This window comes from Erwinia persicina (genome assembly GCF_014838825.1).
GTDB classification, from domain to species: Bacteria; Pseudomonadota; Gammaproteobacteria; order Enterobacterales; family Enterobacteriaceae; genus Erwinia; species Erwinia persicina_A.
The window spans coordinates 75,772-99,329 of record NZ_JACYMO010000001.1 but is presented as its reverse complement, the minus strand read 5'-3'; the positions used below and the strand labels follow the sequence as shown (position 1 = coordinate 99,329).

The window sequence follows — 23,558 nt, the reverse complement described above, 5'->3', positions numbered from 1 at the left end:
TTTATTTTTTAAGAATACTCCGCGTTAAAATCCGCGTTGCGCAACAGGGTGAATAATAAATTAATGCTAATATTCAACGACATATAACCAATGGAATAGCAGAAGGAAAATAGCACTTGCGCAACGAAAAAAGGATTCCCTGAACGCATATTTTTAACGCTAAGGGCGGTAAAAATGAATAGTAAAAAGAAACATCATTTCAATTTATACTCTCTTCTACGATTCGTCTTATTTTATAAAAATAAAAAGTTCATATCACTATATAATGAATTTTTTATTTTGTTTTGCAGGTGGAATCACCATTTGCTTTATCGATGCAAATTAATTTAGTCTGCCATTACCCCCCGTATGCGGAGACAAAATGGACGTGAACGCCGAACGCAGTGTTTTTTATATTTCAGACGGTACGGCCATTACGGCCGAGGTACTGGGCCATGCCGTCCTGTCCCAGTTCCCTGTTGCCACCCAGAGTGTCACCCTGCCGTTTGTGGAAACGGTGCAGCGGGCTCAGGCGGTCAAAGCGCAGATCAATGCGCTGTATCAGCAGAGTGGCGTTCGCCCGCTGGTATTTATTTCGATTGTTACGCCAGAAATCCGCGACATTATTTTACAGAGCGACGGTTTCTGTCAGGATATTGTCCAGTCCCTGGTGGCCCCGCTCCAGCAGGAGTTGGGGGTCGAACCGGACCCGATAGCCAATCGCACCCACGGCCTGACGGCCGGTAACCTGGGCAAATACGATGCCCGCATCGCGGCCATTGACTACACCCTGGCGCATGACGACGGGATCTCATTGCGCGGGCTTGAAGCGGCTCAGGTGATCCTGTTGGGGGTATCACGCTGTGGCAAAACGCCCACCAGCCTCTACCTGGCGATGCAGTTCGGCATCCGCGCCGCCAACTATCCGTTTATCGCTGACGATATGGATAACCTGAAGCTGCCTCCGGCGCTGAAGCCCTTCCAGAATAAGCTGTTCGGCCTGACGATTGACCCGGAGCGGCTTGCCGCTATCCGTCAGGAGCGCGCGGAAAACACCCGCTATGCCTCAATGCGCCAGTGCCGTCTGGAGGTGGGTGAAGTGGAAGCCCTGTTCCGCACCCATCAGATCCGCTACCTCAACAGCACCAATTATTCCGTAGAAGAGATCGCCACCAAAATCCTCGATATCATGGGTCTTACCCGACGGATGTACTGATTTTTCCGGCTCCTCCCGGGATCTCAGGAGCCGGAAATGCTATTCCCCTGCTGTTTTGCGGTTGAAATCATCGCGGTTTGGTTTATGGTGAACGCCATTACTTCCCGGTATTCCTGCCGCTGTGAAGACAACATTTTAGAGACGCCCATGAACAAAACAGATGAACTGCGGACCGCGCGCATCGACAGCCTGGTGACGCCTGCTGAACTGCAGGACCGCCTGCCGATCACTCCGTCCATCGTCCAGAATGTCACCACCTCACGTCAAAAAATTGCCCGCATCCTTAACGGTGAAGATCCGCGCCTGCTGGTGGTCGTCGGCCCCTGCTCGCTGCACGATCCTGCCGCCGCGCTGGAGTATGCGGAGCGGCTGAATACCCTGCGGGATAAATATAGTCAGCGCCTGGAAATCGTCATGCGCACCTATTTCGAAAAACCACGCACGGTAGTGGGCTGGAAAGGGCTGATTTCCGATCCTGACCTGGACGGCAGCTTCAGGCTCAACCACGGGCTGGCCGTGGCGAGGAAGCTGCTGCTGGATATCAATGCGCTGGGGATGCCGACCGCCACTGAATTTCTGGATATGGTGATCGGGCAATTTATTGCCGACCTGATCAGCTGGGGGGCCATTGGTGCCCGCACTACGGAGAGCCAGATCCATCGCGAAATGGCGTCTGCCCTCTCCTGTCCGGTAGGTTTCAAAAACGGTACTGACGGCAATACGCGTATAGCGGTGGATGCTATCCGGGCCGCACGCGTCAGCCACATGTTTCTGTCGCCCGATAAACGCGGACAGATGACCATCTATCAGACCAGCGGCAATCCTTCCGGGCATATCATTATGCGCGGCGGCAAAACACCGAATTACCATGCTGAGGATATTGCGGATGCAGTGGCCCACCTGCGCGAGTTCAACCTGCCGGAGCAGCTGGTGGTCGACTTCAGCCACGGTAACTGCCTCAAACAGCACCGCCTGCAAAAAGCGGTGGCGGACAGTATCTCGCAGCAGATCCGTCAGGGTTCAAGGGCCATTGCCGGCGTGATGATTGAAAGCTTCCTGCAGGAGGGCACGCAGAAGGTCATACCTGATACCCCGCTGGTTTATGGCCAGTCGATTACTGACCCCTGCCTGGGCTGGGATGACACGGCCAGCGTCCTGCAGCAGCTGGCGGACGCCGTCGACAGCCGCTTCTGACCCCAGAGCCGGCCCCTTCCGGGTCGGCTTTTTCCGCTCTCTGCCCCGCTTTGCGTAAACTGTTACTTCCGCGTTAATTTTACTTGCACCCCGCCGCCTTTCATTGATAATGATTATCATTATGATAATGAATCCCCTTTCCCTTTAGCGGCTTCCGTGAGGACACAGCAATGACAGCACACTACCCGCACTATTGTGAATTAAAACAACAGCACCCGGAAAAATACGCCCGCGACCTGGCGGCTATAATCGGGATCAGTGAGGCTGAACTGACGGTGGCCCGCATCGGCCATCAGGCTCAGGCGCTGCGTCCGGCGATGCGTGAGCTGCTGCACGCGCTGGAAGCCGTGGGAGAAACTAAATGTATCACCCGCAACGATTATGCCGTGCATGAGCAACTCGGCGTGTTCAGCAATATTCACCTTAACGACCATGCCGGTATCGTACTGAATCCACGCGCGCTGGATCTGCGGGTGTTCGTCAATCAGTGGGCCAGCGTTTTTCATCTGCAGGAGATGACCACTCATGGCGAGCGTCAGAGCATTCAGTTTTTTGATCTGCACGGTGACGCCGTGCTGAAAGTGTATGCCACCGGGAATACCGACATGGCCGCCTGGCAGCAGCTGATTACCGGTTACCAGACAGAAGCGCCAGCCTCATTCAGCGTGACTGCCGCTGTCCCGGCCTCCTTTTCCGGTGAGACTGATGCCGCGCGCATCGAGTCCGAATGGCGGACAATGACCGACGTACATCAGTTCTTCCGCCTGCTGAAAAAACATGCCGTCTCACGTCAGCAGGCCTTCCGTGCAGTTAGCGATGACCTGGCGCAGCAGGTCAGCAATCAGTCGCTGGCCTCGCTGCTCGAACTGGTGCGACAGGATGGCAATGAAATCATGATTTTTGTCGGCAACCGCGCCTGCGTTCAGATATTCACCGGCCCGGTGGAAAAAGTCCTGCCGATGCGTAACTGGCTGAACGTCTTCAATCCGGCCTTCACCCTGCATCTTCAGGAAGAGCAGATTGCTGAAAGTTGGATCACCCGCAAGCCGACCGCCGATGGGATGGTTACCAGCCTGGAGCTGTTTGCGGCCGACGGTACGCAGATTGCCCAGATCTACGGTCAGCGCAGCGAAGGCCAGCCGGAGCAGACGCGCTGGCGTGAGCAGCTAGCCGCGCTCAGTGCGGAAGGAGCCAGCGTATGAAAGCCCGCTTTATCGCCCTGCTCATCCTGCCGCTGGCGTGGACGACCGCCGCCGCAGAACGAATCGTCAGTATCGGTGGTGATGTTACGCAGATCATCTACGCCCTGGATGCCCAGCAGGCGCTGATAGCACGCGACAGTACCAGCCTGCATCCGGCCGTGGTCAAAAAACTGCCTGACGTGGGCTACATGCGTCAGCTGAATGCAGAAGGGATCCTGGCGTTGAAGCCCACCCTGGTGATCGCCAGCGAACTGGCTAAACCTGCGCTGGCGCTGCAGCAGGTCGCGCAAAATGGCGTCAACGTGGTTGATGTCACCGGAAGAGCCGATATTGCCGCCATCAGTGAAAAGATTGCAACGGTCGCCGCCACCCTGCACCGGGAAGAGACCGGGAAAGCGTTACAGGACCGGATCAAAAAGCAGCTGGCCAGCATTCCGGCTAATCCCCTGCCGGTAAAAGTGCTGTTTATCCTCGCTCATCAGGGCATGGGCACCATGGCCGCGGGCAGCGACACCTCTGCAGATGCGGCGATCCGGGCCGCCGGCCTGCAAAATGCGATGGCCGGCATCCGCCGCTATCAGCCGCTGTCGCAGGAGGGGGTGATCGCCAGTGCCCCGCAGCTGATTGTGGCAACGCGAGACGGTATCAAAACGCTGGGCGGTGAAGCGAACCTGTGGAAACTGCCGGGTATCGCACTGACGCCGGCAGGTAAGGATCAGCAGCTGCTGGTGGTGGATGACATGGCGCTGCTGGGCTTTGGTATTGACACCCCGGGAGCGATCCTGAAACTGCGTCAGGCGGCGGAAGCCCTGCCGTGATGCCGGTCAAAATGCTACGCTGGCTCGGCGTGCTTTTTCTGCTGCTGATCGTGTTTGCCATCAGCGCGGCGAACACCGGCGCGATGTCGCTGACGCTTCCCGTACTGTGGCGATCCGGTCCCGACAGCAGCCTGTGGCAAATCTGGTTTACCATCCGCCTGCCCCGGGTGCTGCTGGCGGTGATAGTTGGCGGGGCGCTGGCGCTGTCCGGCTGCGTGATGCAGGGACTGTTCCGCAATCCGCTGGCCGACCCCGGTCTGCTTGGGATCAGCAGCGGTGCAGCGCTGGCCGTAGCGATCTCAATCGTACTTTCTCTGTCATTACCCGGCGTGCTGATGCTCTACCTCCCTTTACTGGCCGCCTTCCTTGGCAGCCTGGCGGTGACGCTGGTGATCTTCCTGCTGAGCCGGCAGGGACTGACCGGTCTCAGCCGCCTGCTGCTGGTGGGTATTGCTATTAACGCCCTGTGCGGCGCGGCCGTGGGGGTACTCTCCTGGCTGAGTACCGACCAGCAGCTGCGCCAGCTGTCACTGTGGGGCATGGGCAGTCTGAGTCAGGCGCAGTGGCCAACGGTGCTGGTCTGTGCCTCGGTGGTACTGCCCTGTATGGTGCTGGTTCAGCGGCTGGCCACCCGCCTGAACCTGCTCCAGCTGGGCGAAGAAGAGGCGCATTATCTGGGTGTGGACGTACCGCGTACGCAGCGCTACCTGCTGGTACTGAGCGCCTTCCTGGTGGCCTCTGCCGTTGCCGTCAGCGGCGTGATCGGCTTTATTGGCCTGGTCGTACCGCATCTGATGCGCTTCTGGCTGGGCGGCGACCACCGCTGGCTGCTGCCTTCGTCACTGATGAGCGGGGCGATCCTGCTGCTGCTGGCCGATACGCTGGCGCGTACCCTCGTCGCCCCGGCGGAAATGCCGGTGGGTCTGCTGACCAGCCTGATCGGTGGCCCCTGGTTCCTGTGGCTGATCCTGCGCCGCCGCGGAGGTCTTAATGGTGAATGAACTGAGTGCCAGCGGGCTGAGTTACCGGCGTGACCAGCGCTGGCTGATCGACGATGTTTCACTTACCCTGAAACCGGGCGAACTGGTCTCACTGATCGGCCCGAACGGGGCGGGAAAGTCTACCCTGCTGCGCCTGCTGACCGGGTTTATCACCCCTCAGCGCGGTGAGTGCCGGCTACACGGTGAGCCACTGGCGCAGTGGTCGGCAGCCCGTCTCTCTCAGCAGCGCGCGGTCATGCGCCAGCAAAGTAGCATGGCATTTCCGCTTAGCGTATTTGATGTGGTCGCGATGGGCCGGGCCCCCTGGCCGGGCCCGGTGCGGCCGGTGGTGGACGCAGTAATGGCGCTCACTGGCTGTGACCGACTGGCGCGCCGCGACTATCTGCAGCTGTCCGGTGGTGAACAGCAGCGGGTGCAGCTTGCCCGGGCGCTGGCCCAGCTGTGGCGGCAGAACGGCCCTTCCGGCTGGCTGTTTCTGGATGAACCCACGTCAGCGCTGGATCTTTACCATCAGCAGCACCTGTTGCGTTTGCTGTCTCAGCTGACGCAGCAGTATCCCCTCAGCGTCTGCTGTGTTCTGCACGATCTGAACCTGGCTTCGCTGTGGTCCGACCGGGTAATGCTGCTGGCAGAGGGGCGACTGGTGGCCGAGGGTCGCCCGCAGGCGGTGCTGAATGAAGCCACGCTGACGCGCTGGTATCATGCTGACGTAATAGTGCATCCCCACCTGACTGAAGGCGTCCCTCAGATCGCGCTGCGCCGCTAGCTGGAACAGCTCACTTCCAGTTTTTTACCCCACTCAGGCGGCCGACGTGTCAGATCGCTAAACTCTGGCGCGTCGTCAAACGGCCGCAGCAGCGCCTGATGCAGCCGGGTCAGCACGCTGATATCGTCCTGCTCTGCCTGTTCTATCGCCTGCTGCGCGAGGTAGTTGCGCAGGACCAGCGCCGGGTTGGCTCGCTTCATTGCCTGCTGGCGCTCGTCGTCGCTGCGCTCCTCCTGTAACAGCCGCTGACGGTATACGTTGTACCAGTCGTCGAACGCCTCCCGGTCTATAAACTCATCACGCAGAGGCGAACGCGACGCCTGTTGTTCCGTCTGGCTCAGCTGCCGGAAGGTGCGGGTATAATCACTCCCCTCTTTCGTCATCAGCGACAGCAGGCCGGTCAGGATATGATTATCGTCTTTACCGGCCGTCAGCAGACCCAGCTTCGCCCGCATCTTTTCCCCCCAGCAGCGCATCAGCTCTGTTTCATACCCAGAGAGCGCCTGTTTTAACTGTTCAGTGCTCATCAGCCCCGACAGCGCGTGCGCCAGACGGTTAAGGTTCCACAGACCGATCATCGGCTGGTTTTCAAAGCTGTAACGCCCCTGGTGATCGGAGTGATTGCAGATAAAGCCCGGCTGATAATCGTCGAGAAAACCATAGGGACCATAGTCCAGGGTCAGACCGAGAATCGACATGTTATCGGTGTTCATTACCCCGTGCGCAAATCCCACGCTCTGCCAGCTGGCGATCAGCCGTGCGGTGCGCTTCACCACGTCGCTGAACCACAGCAGGTACTTATCCGACTCCTGCTGCCACTGTGGCCAGTGATGGTGGATCACGTAGTCGGCCAGCTGGGTTACGGCATCCTGCTGGCCAAGGTAATAAAAGTGTTCAAAGTGGCCAAAACGCACGTGACTCTCTGCCACGCGCAGCAGCATGGCACCCGGCTCTGCCGTTTCGCGGTAGACGGGTTCATCACTGGTCACCACCGTCAGCGCGCGCGAAGTGGCAATGCCCAACGCCTGCATCGCCTCTGAGGCGAGGAATTCACGTAGCGTGGATCGCAGCACTGCACGGCCATCCCCCATTCGTGAATAAGGTGTCAACCCGGCCCCTTTCAAATGCCAGTCAACCTTGCGGCCGTCAGAGAGCTGCTGTTCGCCCAGCAGCAGGCCACGCCCGTCACCGAGCTGACCGGCCCAGACGCCAAACTGATGCCCGCTGTAAACCTGTGCCAGAGGCTGCATACCAGCCATAAGGTTCTCACCGCTCCACAGACCCACGTTCTCCGCACTGAACAGGCTGTCATCCAGCTCCAGCTCCTGCGCCAGCGGCGCGCTGTGATACAGCAGGCGAGGGTTTTTTAACGGCGTTGGCTGTACCGCAGTGTAAAACCCGTTCATCTCCCGGTACCAGGTGTTATTAAATTGCATGGCGCCTCCGTCAGTGCCAGTGGGAACATCCCCGCAGGCACAGACAGTGTAGTGCGCCACGAGGTTGCCAAACACAGAGAGTTTACAGGGTTATTGCAGCACCCTCTCCCGCAGAGGGACGGGAGATTGGGTCAGAAGTATCAACTCGTCTTCGCAGACGGAGGGGAACAGCGCGCTTTGAATACCGTCGAAGGGATAGTCGCGCACTTTCTGCAGGCTGGGTAAATCATCCGCACCCTGAATAACAATTTCCTGGCAGTGGGGTTTGACATGGTCAAGGATAGCGCTGATAAACGGATGAAAAGATAACCGCTTAATATTGTGCTGAATAAAACCCCTGTCCAGCTTAATACGATAAAACAGATCGTCAAAAACGGCTTTTGACGTCGTCTTTCCGGCCCCATAGTTATTCAGACTTAAGTTAAATTTCTCACTCAGCGCCAGCAATATACTATTATCTCTGCCGGCATTTAAACCGGGAAAGCTTTCGCTGATTTCCAGCTCAATGCAATCCAGCTGGCGCATTTTTTTCAGAATAAACTCACTTTCGAGGATCGTCCGGGCCAGTGGCATATCAATATTTATAGCCACTTTAATTTCATGGTTACTAAAAAAATCGGAGTGTTTGTCAAGAAGATTAATTTGCTGCTGCAACAACAGGACACGCTGGCGGTCATTTAATAATGCCGTCATGATCTCCTGGGGCATAGCCAGATGGCTGCCTGCATGAGTAAAGTGAGTTAACATTTCAACAGACGTCAATCGCCCGCCAGGACTGTATACCGGGCAAAATGCTGTGTAAGTTGTACAATCCGCTTCCAGAAAGATGTTCATCTTATTCGCCATTATTAAGCGGCACTCACCGCATCCTATATCAACCATATAGGACAAGCAACAGCGTAAAGAGACTGTCACGTTGCGGAAATTCAATTGCAGTGTGCTTTTGCTTGTAATCCAGATCGTTAAGCTAACACAAAACTGACATAAACGATGCTTCTTGATATCACTAACCTGACATCATGAATTAATGACGGGTTTCTTTTTACGTTACATTTACTAAAAAGTGGTCAGATGTCACCTGAAATGGGTACTGAGAGGAATTATGCGAAAAGATGTATTTTAAATTCCTTTCGCATATTCAATCCAGGCTGCTGCCTATTAACGCCGGTGGAGAAAGTTATTGTTGGTGGTTAAATACGCCGGGCCTGCCAGAAAACTTTTCGCCAGTAGACATTATCCAGGGACGATCGTGTAACCCCCTGACTGGTAGAAGCATGGATAAACTGGTTATCCGTATCGTAAATGCCGACGTGCAGGCCATTTTCCCCGCTGCCCGTTTTGAAAAAAACCAGATCCCCGGGTAACAGCTGGGATTTGTCGATCTTGGTGCCAATGTCGGTCTGGGCTGTCGTCGTGCGGGGTAACTGCATATTAAAACGATCGCGGAAGGTGAGATAAACAAAACCGGAGCAGTCGACGCCACCACGACTCATACCGCCATAGCGATAGGGAGCCCCCCGCCACTGGCCAAGCTGGTCGTTCAGCTGGGCAATCACCGTGATGGAGTCTGAGAGCCGCCCGTCCGGCGCAGGCGCGCGACTGCTACAACCCGCCAGAAGAATGACTATAAGCACCAGCCAGAAACGCATAACGACTCCCTCAGTAAAAAACAATTGGTAACTGTACGATAATAGCAACTGTCCGCGCCCGGTGCGATCCGCTCACCGCCAGGTTGTCAGCATAGCCTGCCCTGCGGCTTCCACCCGGCGAAATGGGACCTGATACAGCGCGCTAAGGTGCTCAGGTGTCAGCACCTCCTGCGGGCTGCCCTGCAGAGCAGGCTGCCCCTGACGCAGCAGCCAGATGCTGTCGGCAGAGTGCAGGGAGTGATTCAGGTCGTGGCTGCTCATAATGATGCTGACGCCGCCCGCTGTCAGAGACGGCAGAAGACGGTCAAAAGCCGCCTGCTGGGCAATATCCAGCCCGGTCATCGGCTCATCAAGCAGCAGTAGCTTGCCTTCCGGTTGGCTGATCTGCAATAACACCGCCGTCAGGCGCACGCGCTGCCACTCGCCACCGGAAAGCTGCGTGACCGACCGGGAGAGTTTATTGTCAATCTGCAGCGCGGCGGCCAGTGACAGCAGCGTGGCCTCGTGCCCCGGCCGGGCGTGCATCTTTAAATAATGCCAGACCGGCATCTGCCCCGGGGGTGGCTGCTGCTGCGAAAGATAGGCTCGCTGGCGGGCCAGTGCCTGCCCTGACCAGTCACCCAGCGACCGGCCGGCAAGCCGCACCTGCCCCGCCCCGTTCAGCAGACCGGCGATCCGCGCCAGTAGCGAGCTTTTCCCTGCGCCGTTCGGCCCCACCAGATGAATTTTCTGTCCGCAAGCCACCTGCGCACTGAAGGGAAACAGGCGCTCCGCCAGCGCAACGCCCGTGAGTTCCAGCAGCATGAATTATGCCAGCGCCTGATGAATGCTCGCCAGCAACTGTGGATCCTGCGGCGTGGTATCCGGCGAGTAACGCGCTAACACCGTACCGTCACGACCAACGAGAAACTTTTCAAAGTTCCACAAAATATCTCCGGTCTGCCTGGGCGCACGTCCTTTACTGATCATTCGCTCAAGGAAACCGCTGCCTTCCGGTGCTACGGCTTCTGGCCGGGCAGCCACCAGCTGCGCATAGAGCGGATGCCGCTGCGGGCCGTTCACCTCAGTCTTGCTGAACATCGGGAAGGTAATGCCGTACGTGGTGCTGCAGAAGGCCTTAATCTCAGCGTCTGTCCCTGGCTCCTGCTCAAGAAAAGCATTGCACGGGAAACCCAGCACCGTCAGCCCCTGACCATGCATCGCGTTGTGCAGTTTTTCCAGCTCTTCATACTGCGGCGTGAGGCCACATTTTGAAGCGACGTTAACCACCAGCAAAACATCGCCCTGCCACTGTGCGAGAGTTGTTTTTTCGCCGTCCAGCGTCACCAGTTCTGTATCAAAAATACTCATTGTGTCTTCCTGTTTTAACGTTAGAAGATAACAGCCGTCTGGCTGTCAGCGGTGGCTCAATAATAGCCAGATAAACACCGGCGCGCCCAGCGTCGCCGTTACCACTCCCACCGGCAGTTCAGCAGCGGTCAGCGCCACCCGGGAAATAATATCAGCAGCCAGCAGCACCCCGGCACCGGCCAGCGCGGCGGCTGGCAACAGAATACGATGGTCGGTCAGCCCATTGAGCCGCAGAATATGCGGGATCACCAGGCCGATAAAGCCGATTGCCCCGGCGAGCGCCACGCTGACGCCGACCAGCCAGCCGGTCGCCAGCACCAGCAGAGTTCGCCAAAGCACCAGCGGCAGACCGAGCTGTTGTGCAGAAACTTCCCCCAGCGCCAGAAGATTAAGGGCATAAGACTGGCAGGACAGCCAGATCAGCGCCGGGATCAGCGCCAGCATCAGCCAGCCGTAGCGCCAGTCAACCCCGCTAAACCCGCCCATCATCCAGTACATCAGCTGCCGCAGATCCAGACTGCTGCTGAAGTAGACCGCCCAGGTCATCACTGCACTGCAGATAATGCCCAGTGCCACGCCCGCCAACAGCAGGCGGCTGCTGGAGAGGTGCCTGCGGGCGAAACGCAGCAGAACCGCCGTCACCAGCAGCGCCCCGATAATGGCGCTGAGGCTCATCAGCCACGGCTGGCTGCTGCCGGCAAAAATACACAGCACCAGGCCCACGCCCGCTCCGCCGGACACCCCCAGCAGGCCAGGCTCCGCCAGCGGGTTACTGAACAGCGCCTGCAGGGCAGCACCGGTCACGGCAAGCGAGGCCCCGACCAGCAACACGGCCAGCGTGCGGGGAAAACGAAGTTGCCAGACAAACAGCCGGGCATCGGGGGTTAACCATTCGCCAGGCGATATCCAGCGGTCGCCTGAACAGAGGCTCAGCGACAGCAGCAGCAGGCACAATATCCCTAATCCACTCAGCCAGCGGCGTGAGCGACGGCGGGCGGCAGCGATCTCCAGCGAAAGCAGTGTCATAATTGACGTTTTTTAAAGAAAACAGAGAGTTAATTGTAGAGGTTAATCGGCAAAAAGGAAGAGGCAGTGACAGCACAGCGCGGTCACAGGCGGAAAGGAAAAAGGCCGCTTGCGCGGCCTTTTTGAATGGCTGAAATCAGTCTTCTTTCGGTGAAGCGTTCTCAACCCGGCTTTTCAGTTTCTGGCCTGGTCGAAACGTCACAACCCGGCGAGCCGTGATGGGAATATCTTCACCCGTTTTAGGGTTACGTCCCGGACGTTGATTCTTGTCGCGAAGGTCGAAGTTGCCAAATCCTGACAGTTTAACCTGCTCACCGTTTTCTAAAGCACGACGCACTTCTTCAAAAAACAGTTCAACCAGCTCTTTGGCATCCCGTTTGCTAAGACCAAGCTTCTCAAACAGGTATTCAGACATTTCAGCTTTTGTAAGCGCCATAGGTTCAATCCCTCAAGGATGCTTGGAATCGCTCTTTCAGTGCCTCTACGCATTTCGCAACGGTAGCGGCAATCTCCTCTTCTTCGAGTGTCCGGCTGGTATCTTGCAATATCAGGCTGATAGCGAGGCTCTTAAAACCATCATTTACGCCCTTACCACGGTACACGTCAAACAAGTTTACGCCAACTACCTGATTTACGCCAACTTTCTTACACTCGGTGATAATATCTGCTGCTGGCACGTTTTCGGCAACTACTACGGCGATATCACGACGGTTTGCCGGGAAGCGTGAAATGCCACCGGCATCAGGCAGGACGCGGTCTGCAACCTTGTCCCACAGCAGTTCAAACACCACGGTGCGGCCGTTAAGATCCAGTTTACGCTCAAGTTCCGGATGGACCACGCCCATAAATCCGATATGTTCACCGCGTAAATAAATCGCCGCGCTCTGCCCTGGATGGAGTGCAGGATGGGACTCTGCGACAAACTGAATGTCATCGAGCTTACCGGTTAACTCCAGCAGTGACTCTAAATCACCTTTCAAATCATAGAAGTCTACCGGACTGCGCGCCAGATCCCAGTGCTCTTCATGACGATGGCCGCTGATCACGCCCGCCAGCATAACGTCCTGACGGATCCCGAGGTTTGCCTGTGTATCAGGCACAAAGCGCAAACCGCTTTCGAACAGGCGTACGCGCGACTGCTGGCGGTTCTGGTTGTACACCACCGCGCCCAGCAGGCCGCTCCACAGCGACAGACGCATTGCGGACATCTCAACGGAGATCGGGCTGGGTAAGACCAGATTTTCTTCTCCCGGGTGCAGCAGGGCCTGAATTTTCGGGTCAACGAAGCTGTAAGTGATGGCTTCCTGATACCCTTTGTCGACCAGCAACGCTTTAACGCGCTTCAGAGACAGGCTGGCTTCACGATGCTTCGTCATCACCAGACCGGCCTGAACCGGCACATTGGGAATGTTATCGTAACCATAGACGCGGGCCACTTCTTCCACCAGGTCTTCTTCAATAGCGATATCAAAACGCCACGACGGTGCGACCGCCTGCCATTCGCCCTGACCTTCCGTCACGTCACAGCCCAGACGACGCAGAATGTCGCTCACCTCAGCATCCGCAATAACGTGGCCGATCAGACGGTCCAGCTTTTCACGACGCAGGGTGATAGTGGCACGTACAGGCAGCATCGCCTCATCGGTAACATCAATCACCGGACCGGCTTTGCCGCCGCAGATATCCAGCAGTAGACGTGTCGCCCGCTCCATCGCCTTGTGCTGCAATGCCGGGTCAACGCCACGCTCGTAGCGGTGTGACGCATCGGTATGCAGACCATGACGGCGGGCACGGCCGGTAATCGACAGCGGGCTGAAAAAAGCACATTCGAACAGCACGTTCTGAGTCTCTTCGTTGACGCCGGAGTGCTCACCGCCGAAGATACCGCCCATGGCCAGCGCTTTTTTCTGATCGGCAATGACCAGCGTATCGCTGTTCAGCCTGGCTTCGTTCCCGTCCAGCAGCGTCAGGGTTTCGCCCTCTTCTGCCATACGCACCACGATGCCCCCTTCCAGACGGTCGAGGTCAAAGGCATGCATCGGCTGGCCCAGCTCCAGTAGAACATAGTTGGTGACATCAACAACCGGATCAATTGAGCGGATCCCGCAACGACGCAGTTTCTCTTTCATCCACAGCGGCGTAGCCGCTTTGACATTAATACCTTTGACCACGCGTCCCAGATAACGTGGGCAGGCGTCGCTGGCGTCGACACTGATCGGGAAACTGTCCGGCACGGTTGGGGTAACAGGGGTGATTTCTGGTGCGGTCAGCGGCAACTTGTTCAGCACGGCAACGTCACGGGCCACGCCGATAATACCCAGACAGTCGGCGCGGTTTGGCGTCACGCTAATCTCAATGGTGCTGTCATCCAGCTTGAGATAGTCTCGGATATCACTACCGATGGCGGCTTCCAGCGGCAGTTCAATAATGCCGTTGTGGTCGTCGGAAATACCCAGTTCCGAGAATGAACAGAGCATCCCCTCCGATGGCTCACCGCGCAGTTTTGCCGCTTTGATTTTGAAGTCGCCTGGCAACACCGCACCCACAGTGGCGACAGCCACTTTCAGCCCCTGACGGCAGTTCGGTGCCCCGCAGACGATATCCAGCAGGCGATCGCCACCGACGTTGATTTTGGTCACGCGCAGTTTATCGGCATTCGGATGCTGGCCGCACTCCACCACTTCACCGACGACGACGCCGTGAAAAGCACCGGCCACCGCCTGCACGCCGTCCACTTCCAGACCGGCCATGGTGATTTGATTGGACAGGGCTGCACTGTCAATGGCCGGGTTGACCCATTCACGTAACCAGAGTTCACTGAATTTCATTGGTTTTACCCGCCCTTATTTAAACTGTTTGAGGAAACGTAAATCATTTTCGAAGAAGGCACGCAGGTCGGTCACGCCGTAACGCAGCATGGTCAGGCGCTCCATTCCCATGCCAAAGGCGAAGCCGGAGTAGACTTCCGGGTCAATGCCGACGTTGCGCAGCACGTTCGGGTGCACCATGCCGCAGCCGAGCACTTCCAGCCATTTACCGTTTTTACCCATCACATCCACTTCTGCAGAAGGTTCGGTGAACGGGAAGTAGGACGGACGGAAACGCACCTGCAAGTCCTCCTCAAAGAAGTTGTTGAGGAAGTCGTGCAGCGTGCCCTTCAGATTGGTAAAGCTGATGTTTTTATCGACGATCAGCCCTTCCATCTGGTGGAACATGGGGGTGTGCGTCTGATCGTAGTCATTACGATACACGCGGCCTGGCGCAATAATGCGGATCGGCGGCTGTTGCTCTTTCATCGTGCGGATCTGCACGCCAGAGGTCTGGGTACGCAGCAGGCGGGTGGCATCAAACCAGAAGGTATCGTGATCGGCGCGGGCCGGGTGATGGCCGGGGATATTCAGGGCATCAAAGTTATGATAGTCATCTTCGATTTCCGGGCCGGTTTCTACAGAGAAACCGAGCTCACCGAAGAAGGTTTCGATACGGTCGATTGTGCGGGTCACCGGGTGCAGACCGCCATTTTCGATACGACGGCCCGGCAGTGAAACATCAATCGTTTCCTGAGCCAGGCGCGCGTTCATCACCGCAGACTCCAGCGCATGCTTCTGCGCGTTCAGCGCTTCCTGCACCTGCTGTTTGGCCTCATTGATCACCGCACCCGCTGCCGGACGCTCTTCCGCAGGCAGTTCACGCAAGGAGGTCATCTGGAGCGTAAGATGCCCTTTTTTACCCAGGTATTCGACGCGAACGTTATCTAACGCGGCGACATCCTGAGCATCATTGATGGCGGCTTTCGCGCTCGCCACCAGGTCTGCGAGATGTGACATGCTTTCCTCTTCTTCCAGCCACACAGGCTGGTCTGTTTTTTTCAGGACGAATAGCCGCCCGGTCGTTATTTTAAAAGTGCTGAAACGAAAAAAGCCTCCACGAGGGAGGCTTTCAGCGCGATTTTTCGTTTCTTTTCTTTGCGCTAAAGCCCCCGATAATCAGGCGCTAAAGTAAAAAAAGAAACGGAAAATAGCAGTGTTCATGATTAGCTGACCTTAATGCAGTTTCGGTGCGCTCTATTGAAAGGCCGTAGGGTAAAAATGTCAATCTTTTCAGGTAATAAAAAAGAGGGAGACCAGCTCCCTCTTCAATCTGGCTTACGCCAGAGCTGATTTCGCTTTTTCTACCAGAGCAGCAAATACTGCTTTGTCGAATACGGCGATGTCAGCCAGAATCTTACGGTCGATTTCGATCGACGCCTTTTTCAGGCCATTGATGAAACGGCTGTAAGACATACCGTTAGTGCGGGCTGCAGCGTTGATACGCGCAATCCACAGCTGACGGAACTGGCGCTTCCGCTGACGACGGTCACGGTAAGCATACTGACCAGCTTTGATAACAGCCTGGAAAGCAACACGGTATACACGTGAACGTGCACCGTAGTAGCCTTTAGCTTGTTTTAAGATTTTCTTGTGACGTGCGCGAGCAACTACACCACGTTTTACACGAGCCATTTAGCTCTCCTATGTATATTCTGAATGAATTAAAAAATTACTTATGCGTACGGCAGGCAGGCAATAACCAGACCCAGATCGCCTTTAGACACCATACCTTTAGGACGCAGGTGGCGTTTACGCTTAGTAGATTTTTTAGTCAGAATATGACGCAGGTTAGCGTGTTTACGCTTGAAGCCGCCACCGGCGGTCTTCTTGAAGCGCTTGGCCGCGCCACGTACAGTTTTAATCTTTGGCATTTAAAAAATATCCACTTCGCATTGTTAATAAAATGAACCAGACAGGCGCATCTCACCGCGCGCCGAAACGCGCGGCAAGAAGACTTTAGGGCCTACTGTTTCTTCTTGGGAGCGAGCACCATAATCATCTGACGGCCTTCAATCCTTGTAGGGAATGATTCGACCACTGCCAGATCAATATCTTCACACAGGTCTTTACGGACGCGGTTAAGCACTTCCATACCGATCTGCTGGTGCGCCATTTCACGACCACGAAAACGCAGTGTGATCTTGGCTTTATCGCCATCTTCCAGAAAGCGAATCAGGTTGCGTAGTTTTACCTGATAGTCGCCATCATCGGTACCAGGACGGAACTTAATTTCCTTAACCTGGATGATCTTTTGCTTCTTCTTCTGTTCTTTAGAAGATTTGCTTTTTTCGTAAAGGAACTTGCCGTAATCCATTATACGACAAACGGGCGGCTCGGCGTTGGGGCTGATCTCTACCAGATCAACGCCCGCTTCTTCAGCTTTTTCCAAAGCTTCATTCAGACTGACAATACCAATCTGTTCGCCATCGACGCCAGTCAGACGAACCTCAGTAGCGCGAATTTCTCTATTTATGCGATTAGGACGCGCCGGTTGAACTCGTTTTCCGCCTTTAATACTTTATTCCTCCAATTGATGAAGATTGCGACTGCGGATTTCACCCTGCAGTTTCGCGATCACTTCGTTTACATCCATGCTGCCCAGGTCTTTACCGCGGCGGGTGCGAACGGCCACTTTGCCAGCTTCCACCTCTTTATCACCACAGACCAACATATACGGGACACGACGTAAAGTATGTTCACGGATTTTAAAGCCTATCTTCTCGTTTCTCAAGTCCGCTTTTGCACGAATGCCCGCATTTTGCAGTTTTCGGGTCAATTCTGCAACATATTCGGACTGACCATCGGTGATATTCATCACCACAACTTGTACTGGCGCTAACCAGGTCGGGAAGAAACCGGCATATTCTTCGGTTAAAATCCCGATAAAGCGCTCCATGGACCCCAGGATTGCACGGTGAATCATCACTGGCACCTGGCGTTCATTACTTTCGCCCACATAGGAGGCACTCAGACGGCTCGGCAGTGAGAAGTCGAGCTGAACGGTACCACACTGCCATGCACGATCGAGGCAGTCATGCAGCGTAAATTCAATTTTAGGGCCGTAGAACGCGCCCTCACCCGGCTGATAATCAAACGGGATATTGTTTTCTTTCAGTGCAGCGGCCAGGTCAGCCTCTGAACGGTCCCACAGGTCATCACTACCGATACGTTTTTCAGGACGGGTAGAAAGTTTCACCACGATTTTTTCAAAGCCAAAGGTGCTGTACATATCGTACACCATCTTAATACAGCCATTGACCTCATCGCGGACCTGGTCTTCTGTACAGAAGATGTGGGCATCATCCTGGGTAAAACCACGCACGCGCATCAGACCGTGTAAGGCACCTGACGGCTCATTACGGTGGCAGCTACCAAACTCTGCCATACGTAACGGCAGGTCGCGGTAAGATTTTAGACCCTGATTGAAAATTTGCACGTGGCCGGGACAGTTCATTGGCTTAATGCAGTATTCACGGTTTTCAGAAGAGGTGGTAAACATCGCCTCTTTGTAGTTTTCCCAGTGCCCGGTTTTTTCCCACAGCACGCGGTCCATCATAAACGGACCTTTCACTTCCTGGTACTCATACTCTTTCAGCTTGGTGCGAACAAACACTTCCAGCTCACGGAAGATAGTCCAGCCATCGTTATGCCAGAAGACCATGCCCGGCGCTTCTTCCTGCATATGATAGAGGTCAAGCTGCTTACCGATTTTACGGTGGTCGCGCTTCGCCGCCTCTTCCAGACGCTGCAGGTAGGCAGCCAGCTGTTTTTTATCGCCCCAGGCCGTACCGTAAATACGCTGCAACATTTTATTGTTGCTGTCGCCACGCCAGTAAGCGCCAGAAATTTTCTGCAGCTTGAAGTGGTGGCAAAAGCGCATGTTAGGCACGTGCGGGCCACGGCACATGTCCACGTATTCTTCATGATGGTACAGGCCAGGACGGTCATCATGGCTGATATTTTCATCAAGGATGGTGGTTTTGTAGGTCTCACCCCGCGCAGCAAAGGCGTCACGCGCTTCCTGCCAGCTGACTTTCTTCTTGATAACGTCGTAATTCGTCTCAGCTAACTGGTGCATACGCTTTTCCAGCAGCTCAATGTCTTCCTGGGTCAGTGTGCGGTCAAGATCGACGTCGTAGTAAAAACCGTTATCGATAACAGGACCGATAGCCATTTTGGTATCTGGCCACAGTTGCTTGATCGCATGCCCTAACAGGTGGGCGCAGGAGTGACGAATAATTTCCAGACCCGCTTCGTCTTTAGCGGTGATGATTGCTACGCTGGCGTCTTCGGTGATCGGATCAACCGCATCCACCAGTTCGCCATTGACACGGCCGGCAATACAGGCTTTCGCCAGGCCAGGACCGATGTCCAGAGCAATATCCATCACGCTAACGGCGTGGTCGAACGAACGCTGACTTCCATCAGGAAGAGTAATAACAGGCATGAAACGTCCTTAATTGCAGTGGTAACCCACACGTAAGATTACATGCAAATTTAAATTTTTCTTTATACAACAAGCACTTTGCACTTGAAACCGACTCACATTTGCCAGTTTGGTGCACTGCCTGGTACACATTATCGAAAGTGTTTGTTTTACCAGTCACTTACGAAGGAGAACCATCTTACACGCCATGAGTCGAAATTGCACGGATAGCAGGGTTATACCACGTGCTGCGGGAGGACCAGGGAGCTCACCTTCCCCCTTGCCGCTCGGGCTGAAGAACGCTTGCCGTGTGGCAAAAAAAACCGCCCGCAGGCGGTTATAGTGAGTCAGGCTTATCCCCGGACTCGGGAGCAGAAGCGGGATCGTCCTTGCTTTTTTTCTGCGGCGGGTGTTCAGGCTTTCCATCGCCAGGGTGGGGTACATAGTCCGGGTGATCACCCTCTACGGGACGGTCTGACATAAATCCTCCTGTATGACTGACATTCAAAACAGAGTCTAGTCCGCCCCGGCGCCTTAAGCCTAACGGAGCCCGAAGGGTTTTATCACCCTGTTAGGGGCCCGGGATCGGTTCGCGCTTCGCGTGCAAACGGCACGGGATGTCAGTGGTCAGGGGTCAGGGGGGAACGGTCGCTGAGGAGGCAAAAGAACACGAGCCGCAGGGTGCGGCCCGTGCAAAAGATTACATCGCGTAGGAGAGCGTGATCGTCGTTTTGGTATCGGTATGATCCGGTGCCGATTCCGGTGGATTCTGGTTCCACGTCACGTTGTAAGCCATCTTCAGCGCAAAGTGATCGTTGATAGCCACCTGCAGGCCCGTTTCGGAGTTGACGGTGGTATCGTCGCTACCCAGTACGGAAACACCCTGAACGAATTTGGTGGTGTCGGTTAACTGCCACTGATAGCTCAGGGCGCCGTAGGCCAGCGCCTGCGTTTCATGACCGCCTTCATGGTAGTCGTCATAGCGCACGCCAGGACCGGCTTCCACACGCAGCGAGTGTACCGGGCCATTCAGCAGCTGGCGACCGTAACCGGCAGCGAGAATAGAACGGCCGTCATAACCGTTAAAGCGGTCACTCAGCCAGCTTGCCTGACCGAACAGATAATCAGCGGTGTTGATGTTGTAACGTGTACGGCCACCGACCTGATAGGTCTCTGATGAGCGCTCATCATTTGAAGAGGCGTTGCTGGCGTTACCCCACAGGCTGTAGGCGAAGCTGGGCGTATACCAGGTCAGGTTGGTATTGGCGGTCGCTGACGAACTGGTGGTGTTGCCCGACTGCGCCATATAACCGGCGGCGGCGTTACCTTCAAAATCTTTTTTCGCCGTGGAAGGGTCATCCATAACCGTGAAGACGTTATTATCCGCCAGGGCTTGATGACAGAATGCTCCCCCGGAGAGCAACAGAACTACAGACAGCTTATTAAGCGCTTTCATTTAAATGTGACCCGTACGACAGTTTTTAAAAGAGTGAGTCTGAAGCGTTTTGAAGGACGATCAACGCATTTTACGGTTATAATCGTAACAATTTGTTAATTCGCTCTTTTTCCAAAGCATCATGACAAAAAGAGACCGCTAATAAGAAGATTCCCATTAACGCGGCGCATTATAGAGGGTATTTGGTAAGAAAACACCTGCCTGAAAATAACAATTAACGTTAACCCCCACCGTTTTGTGGCCAAAAAACGTCAGCAATGTGACCAAATGTAAATTTCACCCGCCCCACCCTCTCGCCTTTCCCACGCTGACGCAGCGACGCGCACAAATGCGTTAATCGGGCTTTTCGTACTGCGATATTCTGATTTCACTGCTTCCCGGGCAGGGATGAGCTACGCTAAAAAAATGTTTTTTAACGCTGTTTTTAATCAAGAGGTGAAGGATGAGCAATCATGGGATTGGCCAGTATGTGGTGACGTTTCATTATAATGAGAAAGGGTTATCCGACCTGCTGGAGCTGAGTAGCGCCCTGGTCAACGGTGGGTTTTCCACCACGCTGAAGGACGATAACGGTCAGCCGCATGAGCTGGGCACGAACAGCTTCGGCATGATTACCACGCTGTCAGAAGAAGAGATCCGCCAGCAGGCGGCAGGGATTGGCGAGCTGATCCTTGGCGAAGCGCCCGAGGTTGAGGTGCAGTCCTGGGAAAGTTTTCGCAAAAATAGTGGCTAAGTTTTTGTAAAGACGAAGGCTTAACGTGCGCAAACGCAAATATTGGTTATTCTTTAAGCGCTACCATAGTGAAATCACAGCGAAAAGAGGAGTGTCCTATGTGGTCAGCCATCAGTCGTCTGTTGAGTGAACAGTGGGGACCTGCAGAGATCACCGGGCGAACCGAGCTGCCCGGTGGCGATGTACACCCTGCCTGGTATTTGCGCTACGGAGAGCACGAGGTCTTCGTCAAATGCAATCAGCGTGACATGCTGGACCTGTTTACCTGGGAAGCAGACCAGCTACAGCTGCTGGCACGCAGCCAGACCGTGCGCGTGCCGGCCGTCTATGGCGTGGGCAGTGATCGTGAAAGCAGCTTTTTGTTGCTGGAGTATATTCCGCTCAGGCCGCTGGATGCCCACGGTGCCTTTCTACTGGGGCAACAGCTGGCGCACCTGCATCAGTGGAGTGAGCAGCCGCAGTTCGGGCTCGACTTCGACAACAATATCACCACCTCCCTGCAGCCGAACAGCTGGCTTAAGCGCTGGTCAGTCTTCTTTTCAGAGCAGCGAATAGGCTGGCAGCTGCAGCTGGCTGCGGAAAAAGGGATTCAGTATGGCGACATCGAGCTGATTGTGCACTGTACACAGAAGAAGCTGGAGTCACATCATCCTGAACCCTCTCTGCTGCACGGCGACCTCTGGCCAGCCAACTGTGCCGGAAGCGACAGCGGCCCGTGGATATTCGATCCCGCCTGTTACTGGGGTGACCGCGAGTGCGATCTGGCTATGCTCTCCTGGCATCCGGACATTCCGGTGCAGGTTTACGACGGCTATCAGTCGGTCTGGCCGCTGCCCGGTGATTTTCTGCAGCGGCAGCCGGTCTATCAGCTTTATTACCTGCTGAACCGGGCAAACGTTTTTGGCGGGCACTGGCTGGGTGAGGCCCAGCGGGCGGTGGGGGCATTGCTGGATGATGATGCGCTGGGGAAACGCCACGCGCGCCCGGCTTAGCGCCGGGTCACACGCGGCATAGCGAGGCCGGGAGCCTAGTAAATAAACCCGGCCAGCTTAAGCACAAAATACCCGGCGACAACGATCAGCACCGGCAGGATGTACAGCGGGAAAATCTGCAGGAAAATAGTGTGCCGCGGCACCACGATCTTCGCTTCCAGCTGCTCACGGCTGTGCCCTTCTGTTCCGCGCGCTTTCTCCAGGATCATCTGGTCTTCAATACTTTCACGCAGAAAACGCGTCTGACGCCACATCCGTGCGCCGGAAGCCTGCAGAGCAAGCCCAACGAAAATCAGCGCATAGATCGCCCAGAAAAGGAGATTGGTGCTGTGATTAAAGTCCGGAACGGGCGAATGCGTCCAGAAACCGGAGAGAAAACCGGTATTGAAGCGCACCATGTCAATCATTACATGGGCAAAATCCTGCATCACCGCATTGATGCCTTCACGCTGTTCACGGCTCTTTTCCATAAAGCCAAGCAGTGAAATCAGCGTTGATACCAGCGCGGGAATAAATATAACCCAGCCCAGGATACGTTTTATAATCGCAACCCTGCCAGCCTGTTGATACGTCATGCGTTCTCCTGTCCTTCCGATGTCTGCCTGTCAGTTTACCTGCAGTGACGTAAAAGTGCCTGCAAAATACAGACTTAATCACCGCTTTGCACACGCTGGCCCGTCGGATGATAACTTTTCCCCCGCCGCTTCGTGGTAAACTGCCACAAACTGTCAAATGGAGCCGTAGCATGACTTATCACCGCCCCGTACTTGCCGCCATTTTTGATATGGACGGCCTGCTGATCGATTCAGAGCCGTTATGGCAACAAGCCGAGCTGGATATCTTCACTACCCTTGACATCGACCTGAGCCGCCGCGGTGAAATGCCGGATACGCTGGGACTGCGCATCGACCAGGTGGTACGCATGTGGTATGAAACCCTGCCGTGGAATGGGCCTTCCCAGGCGGAAGTCACCCAGCGGATCATCAACCGGTCATTAAGCCTGGTAGAAGAGACCCGGCCGCTGCTGCCTGGCGTTAAGCAAGCGCTTGAGCTCTGCCGGTCAGAAGGGCTGAAAATTGGCCTCGCCTCTGCCTCTCCGCTGTTTATGCTGGAAAGCGTGCTGGAGATGTTCAGCCTGCGCGACTACTTTGAGGTACTGGCCTCAGCGGAATCCCTGCCTTACAGTAAACCGCACCCGCAGGTTTATCTGGATGCCGCTGCCCGCCTGGGTGTGGATCCACTGAACTGCGTCACGCTGGAAGACTCTTTCAACGGCATGATCGCGACGAAAGCAGGACGGATGCGATCCATTGTGGTCCCAGACGCCATCCATGCCGCCGATCTGCGCTGGTCACTGGCGGATGTCAAACTCAGCAGCCTTGAGGAACTGACCGCACAGCACCTGCACGGTCGCTGAATACATACCGGGCGCTGCACGAAGCCG

Annotated in this window: 26 protein-coding genes and 1 other annotated feature; of the genes, 9 read left to right on the top strand and 17 right to left on the bottom strand. The window is 55.5% G+C overall.

The window, feature by feature from the left end:
• Nucleotides 1-361 precede the first annotated feature (361 nt).
• The 6 genes from ppsR (at nucleotide 362) to IFU29_RS00450 (ending at nucleotide 6,176) form a co-directional block, all read left to right on the top strand.
• Nucleotides 362-1,195, top strand: a complete 834-nt coding sequence (ppsR, locus tag IFU29_RS00475) for a posphoenolpyruvate synthetase regulatory kinase/phosphorylase PpsR (protein WP_191932181.1) — start codon at nucleotides 362-364, stop codon at nucleotides 1,193-1,195.
• 147 nt (nucleotides 1,196-1,342) lie between these two features.
• Nucleotides 1,343-2,389: a 3-deoxy-7-phosphoheptulonate synthase gene (locus IFU29_RS00470; protein ID WP_191932180.1), complete on the top strand. Its 1,047-nt coding sequence runs from the start codon at nucleotides 1,343-1,345 to the stop codon at nucleotides 2,387-2,389.
• A 170-nt stretch (nucleotides 2,390-2,559) separates the two neighbouring features.
• Complete coding sequence (locus tag IFU29_RS00465) at nucleotides 2,560-3,591, top strand: hemin-degrading factor (RefSeq protein ID WP_191932179.1); 1,032 nt, start codon at nucleotides 2,560-2,562, stop codon at nucleotides 3,589-3,591.
• Complete coding sequence (locus IFU29_RS00460) at nucleotides 3,588-4,409, top strand: heme/hemin ABC transporter substrate-binding protein (RefSeq protein ID WP_191932178.1); 822 nt, start codon at nucleotides 3,588-3,590, stop codon at nucleotides 4,407-4,409. The genes IFU29_RS00465 and IFU29_RS00460 overlap by 4 nt, the downstream gene beginning before the upstream one ends.
• On the top strand, nucleotides 4,409-5,410 hold the full coding sequence (locus tag IFU29_RS00455; RefSeq protein ID WP_191933077.1) for a FecCD family ABC transporter permease: 1,002 nt from the start codon (nucleotides 4,409-4,411) through the stop codon (nucleotides 5,408-5,410). Before IFU29_RS00460 ends, IFU29_RS00455 begins: the two co-directional genes overlap by 1 nt.
• Nucleotides 5,400-6,176, top strand: a complete 777-nt coding sequence (locus IFU29_RS00450; RefSeq protein WP_191932177.1) for a heme ABC transporter ATP-binding protein — start codon at nucleotides 5,400-5,402, stop codon at nucleotides 6,174-6,176. Before IFU29_RS00455 ends, IFU29_RS00450 begins: the two co-directional genes overlap by 11 nt.
• Here the strand turns inward: IFU29_RS00450 and IFU29_RS00445 are convergent.
• The 16 genes from IFU29_RS00445 to IFU29_RS00370 all read right to left on the bottom strand — a co-directional run bounded on the left by IFU29_RS00445 (nucleotide 6,173) and on the right by IFU29_RS00370 (nucleotide 20,389).
• Complete coding sequence (locus tag IFU29_RS00445) at nucleotides 6,173-7,612, bottom strand: protein adenylyltransferase SelO (RefSeq protein WP_191932176.1); 1,440 nt, start codon at nucleotides 7,610-7,612, stop codon at nucleotides 6,173-6,175. The genes IFU29_RS00450 and IFU29_RS00445 overlap by 4 nt on opposite strands.
• Nucleotides 7,613-7,702: 90 nt before the next feature.
• A complete protein-coding gene (locus IFU29_RS00440) occupies nucleotides 7,703-8,446 on the bottom strand; it encodes an EAL domain-containing protein (protein WP_191932175.1) in 744 nt (247 codons plus the stop codon).
• 356 nt (nucleotides 8,447-8,802) lie between these two features.
• Entirely contained in the window at nucleotides 8,803-9,261 is a 459-nt protein-coding gene (locus tag IFU29_RS00435) for an NlpC/P60 family protein (RefSeq protein ID WP_191932174.1), read from the bottom strand.
• Nucleotides 9,262-9,333: 72 nt separating this feature from the next.
• Nucleotides 9,334-10,065 carry a vitamin B12 ABC transporter ATP-binding protein BtuD gene (btuD, locus tag IFU29_RS00430; RefSeq protein ID WP_191932173.1) on the bottom strand — a complete coding sequence of 244 codons (732 nt, stop codon included), beginning with the start codon at nucleotides 10,063-10,065 and terminating at the stop codon, nucleotides 9,334-9,336.
• 3 nt (nucleotides 10,066-10,068) lie between these two features.
• Nucleotides 10,069-10,611: a glutathione peroxidase gene (locus IFU29_RS00425; RefSeq protein ID WP_191932172.1), complete on the bottom strand. Its 543-nt coding sequence runs from the start codon at nucleotides 10,609-10,611 to the stop codon at nucleotides 10,069-10,071.
• Nucleotides 10,612-10,656: 45 nt separating this feature from the next.
• On the bottom strand, nucleotides 10,657-11,640 hold the full coding sequence (gene btuC / locus IFU29_RS00420) for a vitamin B12 ABC transporter permease BtuC (RefSeq protein ID WP_342214444.1): 984 nt from the start codon (nucleotides 11,638-11,640) through the stop codon (nucleotides 10,657-10,659).
• A 133-nt stretch (nucleotides 11,641-11,773) separates the two neighbouring features.
• The gene (gene ihfA, locus IFU29_RS00415; RefSeq protein WP_017802142.1) at nucleotides 11,774-12,073 is read right to left on the bottom strand and encodes an integration host factor subunit alpha; all 300 of its coding nucleotides are present in this window, start codon (nucleotides 12,071-12,073) and stop codon (nucleotides 11,774-11,776) included.
• Nucleotides 12,074-12,077: 4 nt separating this feature from the next.
• On the bottom strand, nucleotides 12,078-14,465 hold the full coding sequence (gene pheT / locus IFU29_RS00410) for a phenylalanine--tRNA ligase subunit beta (RefSeq protein WP_191932170.1): 2,388 nt from the start codon (nucleotides 14,463-14,465) through the stop codon (nucleotides 12,078-12,080).
• Between the two features lie 15 nt (nucleotides 14,466-14,480).
• A complete protein-coding gene (pheS, locus tag IFU29_RS00405) occupies nucleotides 14,481-15,464 on the bottom strand; it encodes a phenylalanine--tRNA ligase subunit alpha (RefSeq protein ID WP_191932169.1) in 984 nt (327 codons plus the stop codon).
• Between the two features lie 84 nt (nucleotides 15,465-15,548).
• Nucleotides 15,549-15,672: a sequence feature (Phe leader region), on the bottom strand.
• Complete coding sequence (gene pheM / locus IFU29_RS00400) at nucleotides 15,624-15,668, bottom strand: pheST operon leader peptide PheM (protein ID WP_133845469.1); 45 nt, start codon at nucleotides 15,666-15,668, stop codon at nucleotides 15,624-15,626. It overlaps the preceding feature by 45 nt.
• A 110-nt stretch (nucleotides 15,673-15,782) precedes the next feature.
• Nucleotides 15,783-16,139 (bottom strand): 50S ribosomal protein L20, encoded by a 357-nt coding sequence (gene rplT / locus IFU29_RS00395; RefSeq protein ID WP_062743499.1) that lies wholly within the window; start codon nucleotides 16,137-16,139, stop codon nucleotides 15,783-15,785.
• Between the two features lie 41 nt (nucleotides 16,140-16,180).
• Nucleotides 16,181-16,378, bottom strand: a complete 198-nt coding sequence (gene rpmI / locus IFU29_RS00390) for a 50S ribosomal protein L35 (RefSeq protein ID WP_005968897.1) — start codon at nucleotides 16,376-16,378, stop codon at nucleotides 16,181-16,183.
• Nucleotides 16,379-16,470: 92 nt separating this feature from the next.
• Entirely contained in the window at nucleotides 16,471-17,022 is a 552-nt protein-coding gene (infC, locus tag IFU29_RS00385; protein WP_072277407.1) for a translation initiation factor IF-3, read from the bottom strand.
• A gap of 3 nt (nucleotides 17,023-17,025) precedes the next feature.
• Nucleotides 17,026-18,954, bottom strand: coding sequence for a threonine--tRNA ligase (gene thrS, locus IFU29_RS00380; protein WP_191932168.1), 1,929 nt, complete (start codon nucleotides 18,952-18,954; stop codon nucleotides 17,026-17,028).
• 316 nt (nucleotides 18,955-19,270) lie between these two features.
• Nucleotides 19,271-19,414, bottom strand: coding sequence for a hypothetical protein (locus tag IFU29_RS00375; protein ID WP_191932167.1), 144 nt, complete (start codon nucleotides 19,412-19,414; stop codon nucleotides 19,271-19,273).
• A gap of 219 nt (nucleotides 19,415-19,633) precedes the next feature.
• Nucleotides 19,634-20,389, bottom strand: a complete 756-nt coding sequence (locus IFU29_RS00370) for a DUF481 domain-containing protein (protein ID WP_191932166.1) — start codon at nucleotides 20,387-20,389, stop codon at nucleotides 19,634-19,636.
• Between the two features lie 442 nt (nucleotides 20,390-20,831).
• Between IFU29_RS00370 and ghoS the strand changes: the two genes are divergently transcribed.
• Together ghoS and IFU29_RS00360 are read left to right on the top strand one after the other, a co-directional pair.
• Complete coding sequence (gene ghoS, locus IFU29_RS00365; protein ID WP_191932165.1) at nucleotides 20,832-21,122, top strand: type V toxin-antitoxin system endoribonuclease antitoxin GhoS; 291 nt, start codon at nucleotides 20,832-20,834, stop codon at nucleotides 21,120-21,122.
• Nucleotides 21,123-21,220: 98 nt separating this feature from the next.
• On the top strand, nucleotides 21,221-22,114 hold the full coding sequence (locus tag IFU29_RS00360; RefSeq protein WP_191932164.1) for a fructosamine kinase family protein: 894 nt from the start codon (nucleotides 21,221-21,223) through the stop codon (nucleotides 22,112-22,114).
• Nucleotides 22,115-22,149: 35 nt separating this feature from the next.
• Here the strand turns inward: IFU29_RS00360 and IFU29_RS00355 are convergent, their stop codons facing one another.
• A complete protein-coding gene (locus IFU29_RS00355) occupies nucleotides 22,150-22,689 on the bottom strand; it encodes a YniB family protein (RefSeq protein WP_191932163.1) in 540 nt (179 codons plus the stop codon).
• Between the two features lie 170 nt (nucleotides 22,690-22,859).
• Here IFU29_RS00355 and hxpB point away from each other — a divergent pair, with 170 nt between their 5' ends.
• Complete coding sequence (gene hxpB, locus IFU29_RS00350; RefSeq protein ID WP_191932162.1) at nucleotides 22,860-23,531, top strand: hexitol phosphatase HxpB; 672 nt, start codon at nucleotides 22,860-22,862, stop codon at nucleotides 23,529-23,531.
• Nucleotides 23,532-23,558: the final 27 nt, after the last annotated feature.

Bases quoted from the DNA above. Each gene is read 5' to 3' on its own strand.
- ppsR (WP_191932181.1), top strand. From the start codon at position 362: ATGGACGTGAACGCCGAACGCAGTGTTTTTTATATTTCAGACGGTACG.
- IFU29_RS00470 (WP_191932180.1), top strand. From the start codon at position 1,343: ATGAACAAAACAGATGAACTGCGGACCGCGCGCATCGACAGCCTGGTG.
- IFU29_RS00465 (WP_191932179.1), top strand. From the start codon at position 2,560: ATGACAGCACACTACCCGCACTATTGTGAATTAAAACAACAGCACCCG.
- IFU29_RS00460 (WP_191932178.1), top strand. From the start codon at position 3,588: ATGAAAGCCCGCTTTATCGCCCTGCTCATCCTGCCGCTGGCGTGGACG.
- IFU29_RS00455 (WP_191933077.1), top strand. From the start codon at position 4,409: ATGCCGGTCAAAATGCTACGCTGGCTCGGCGTGCTTTTTCTGCTGCTG.
- IFU29_RS00450 (WP_191932177.1), top strand. From the start codon at position 5,400: ATGGTGAATGAACTGAGTGCCAGCGGGCTGAGTTACCGGCGTGACCAG.
- IFU29_RS00445 (WP_191932176.1), bottom strand. From the start codon at position 7,612: ATGCAATTTAATAACACCTGGTACCGGGAGATGAACGGGTTTTACACT.
- IFU29_RS00440 (WP_191932175.1), bottom strand. From the start codon at position 8,446: ATGAACATCTTTCTGGAAGCGGATTGTACAACTTACACAGCATTTTGC.
- IFU29_RS00435 (WP_191932174.1), bottom strand. From the start codon at position 9,261: ATGCGTTTCTGGCTGGTGCTTATAGTCATTCTTCTGGCGGGTTGTAGC.
- btuD (WP_191932173.1), bottom strand. From the start codon at position 10,065: ATGCTGCTGGAACTCACGGGCGTTGCGCTGGCGGAGCGCCTGTTTCCC.
- IFU29_RS00425 (WP_191932172.1), bottom strand. From the start codon at position 10,611: ATGAGTATTTTTGATACAGAACTGGTGACGCTGGACGGCGAAAAAACA.
- ihfA (WP_017802142.1), bottom strand. From the start codon at position 12,073: ATGGCGCTTACAAAAGCTGAAATGTCTGAATACCTGTTTGAGAAGCTT.
- pheT (WP_191932170.1), bottom strand. From the start codon at position 14,465: ATGAAATTCAGTGAACTCTGGTTACGTGAATGGGTCAACCCGGCCATT.
- pheS (WP_191932169.1), bottom strand. From the start codon at position 15,464: ATGTCACATCTCGCAGACCTGGTGGCGAGCGCGAAAGCCGCCATCAAT.
- rplT (WP_062743499.1), bottom strand. From the start codon at position 16,139: ATGGCTCGTGTAAAACGTGGTGTAGTTGCTCGCGCACGTCACAAGAAA.
- rpmI (WP_005968897.1), bottom strand. From the start codon at position 16,378: ATGCCAAAGATTAAAACTGTACGTGGCGCGGCCAAGCGCTTCAAGAAG.
- thrS (WP_191932168.1), bottom strand. From the start codon at position 18,954: ATGCCTGTTATTACTCTTCCTGATGGAAGTCAGCGTTCGTTCGACCAC.
- IFU29_RS00375 (WP_191932167.1), bottom strand. From the start codon at position 19,414: ATGTCAGACCGTCCCGTAGAGGGTGATCACCCGGACTATGTACCCCAC.
- IFU29_RS00370 (WP_191932166.1), bottom strand. From the start codon at position 20,389: ATGAAAGCGCTTAATAAGCTGTCTGTAGTTCTGTTGCTCTCCGGGGGA.
- ghoS (WP_191932165.1), top strand. From the start codon at position 20,832: ATGAGCAATCATGGGATTGGCCAGTATGTGGTGACGTTTCATTATAAT.
- IFU29_RS00360 (WP_191932164.1), top strand. From the start codon at position 21,221: ATGTGGTCAGCCATCAGTCGTCTGTTGAGTGAACAGTGGGGACCTGCA.
- IFU29_RS00355 (WP_191932163.1), bottom strand. From the start codon at position 22,689: ATGACGTATCAACAGGCTGGCAGGGTTGCGATTATAAAACGTATCCTG.
- hxpB (WP_191932162.1), top strand. From the start codon at position 22,860: ATGACTTATCACCGCCCCGTACTTGCCGCCATTTTTGATATGGACGGC.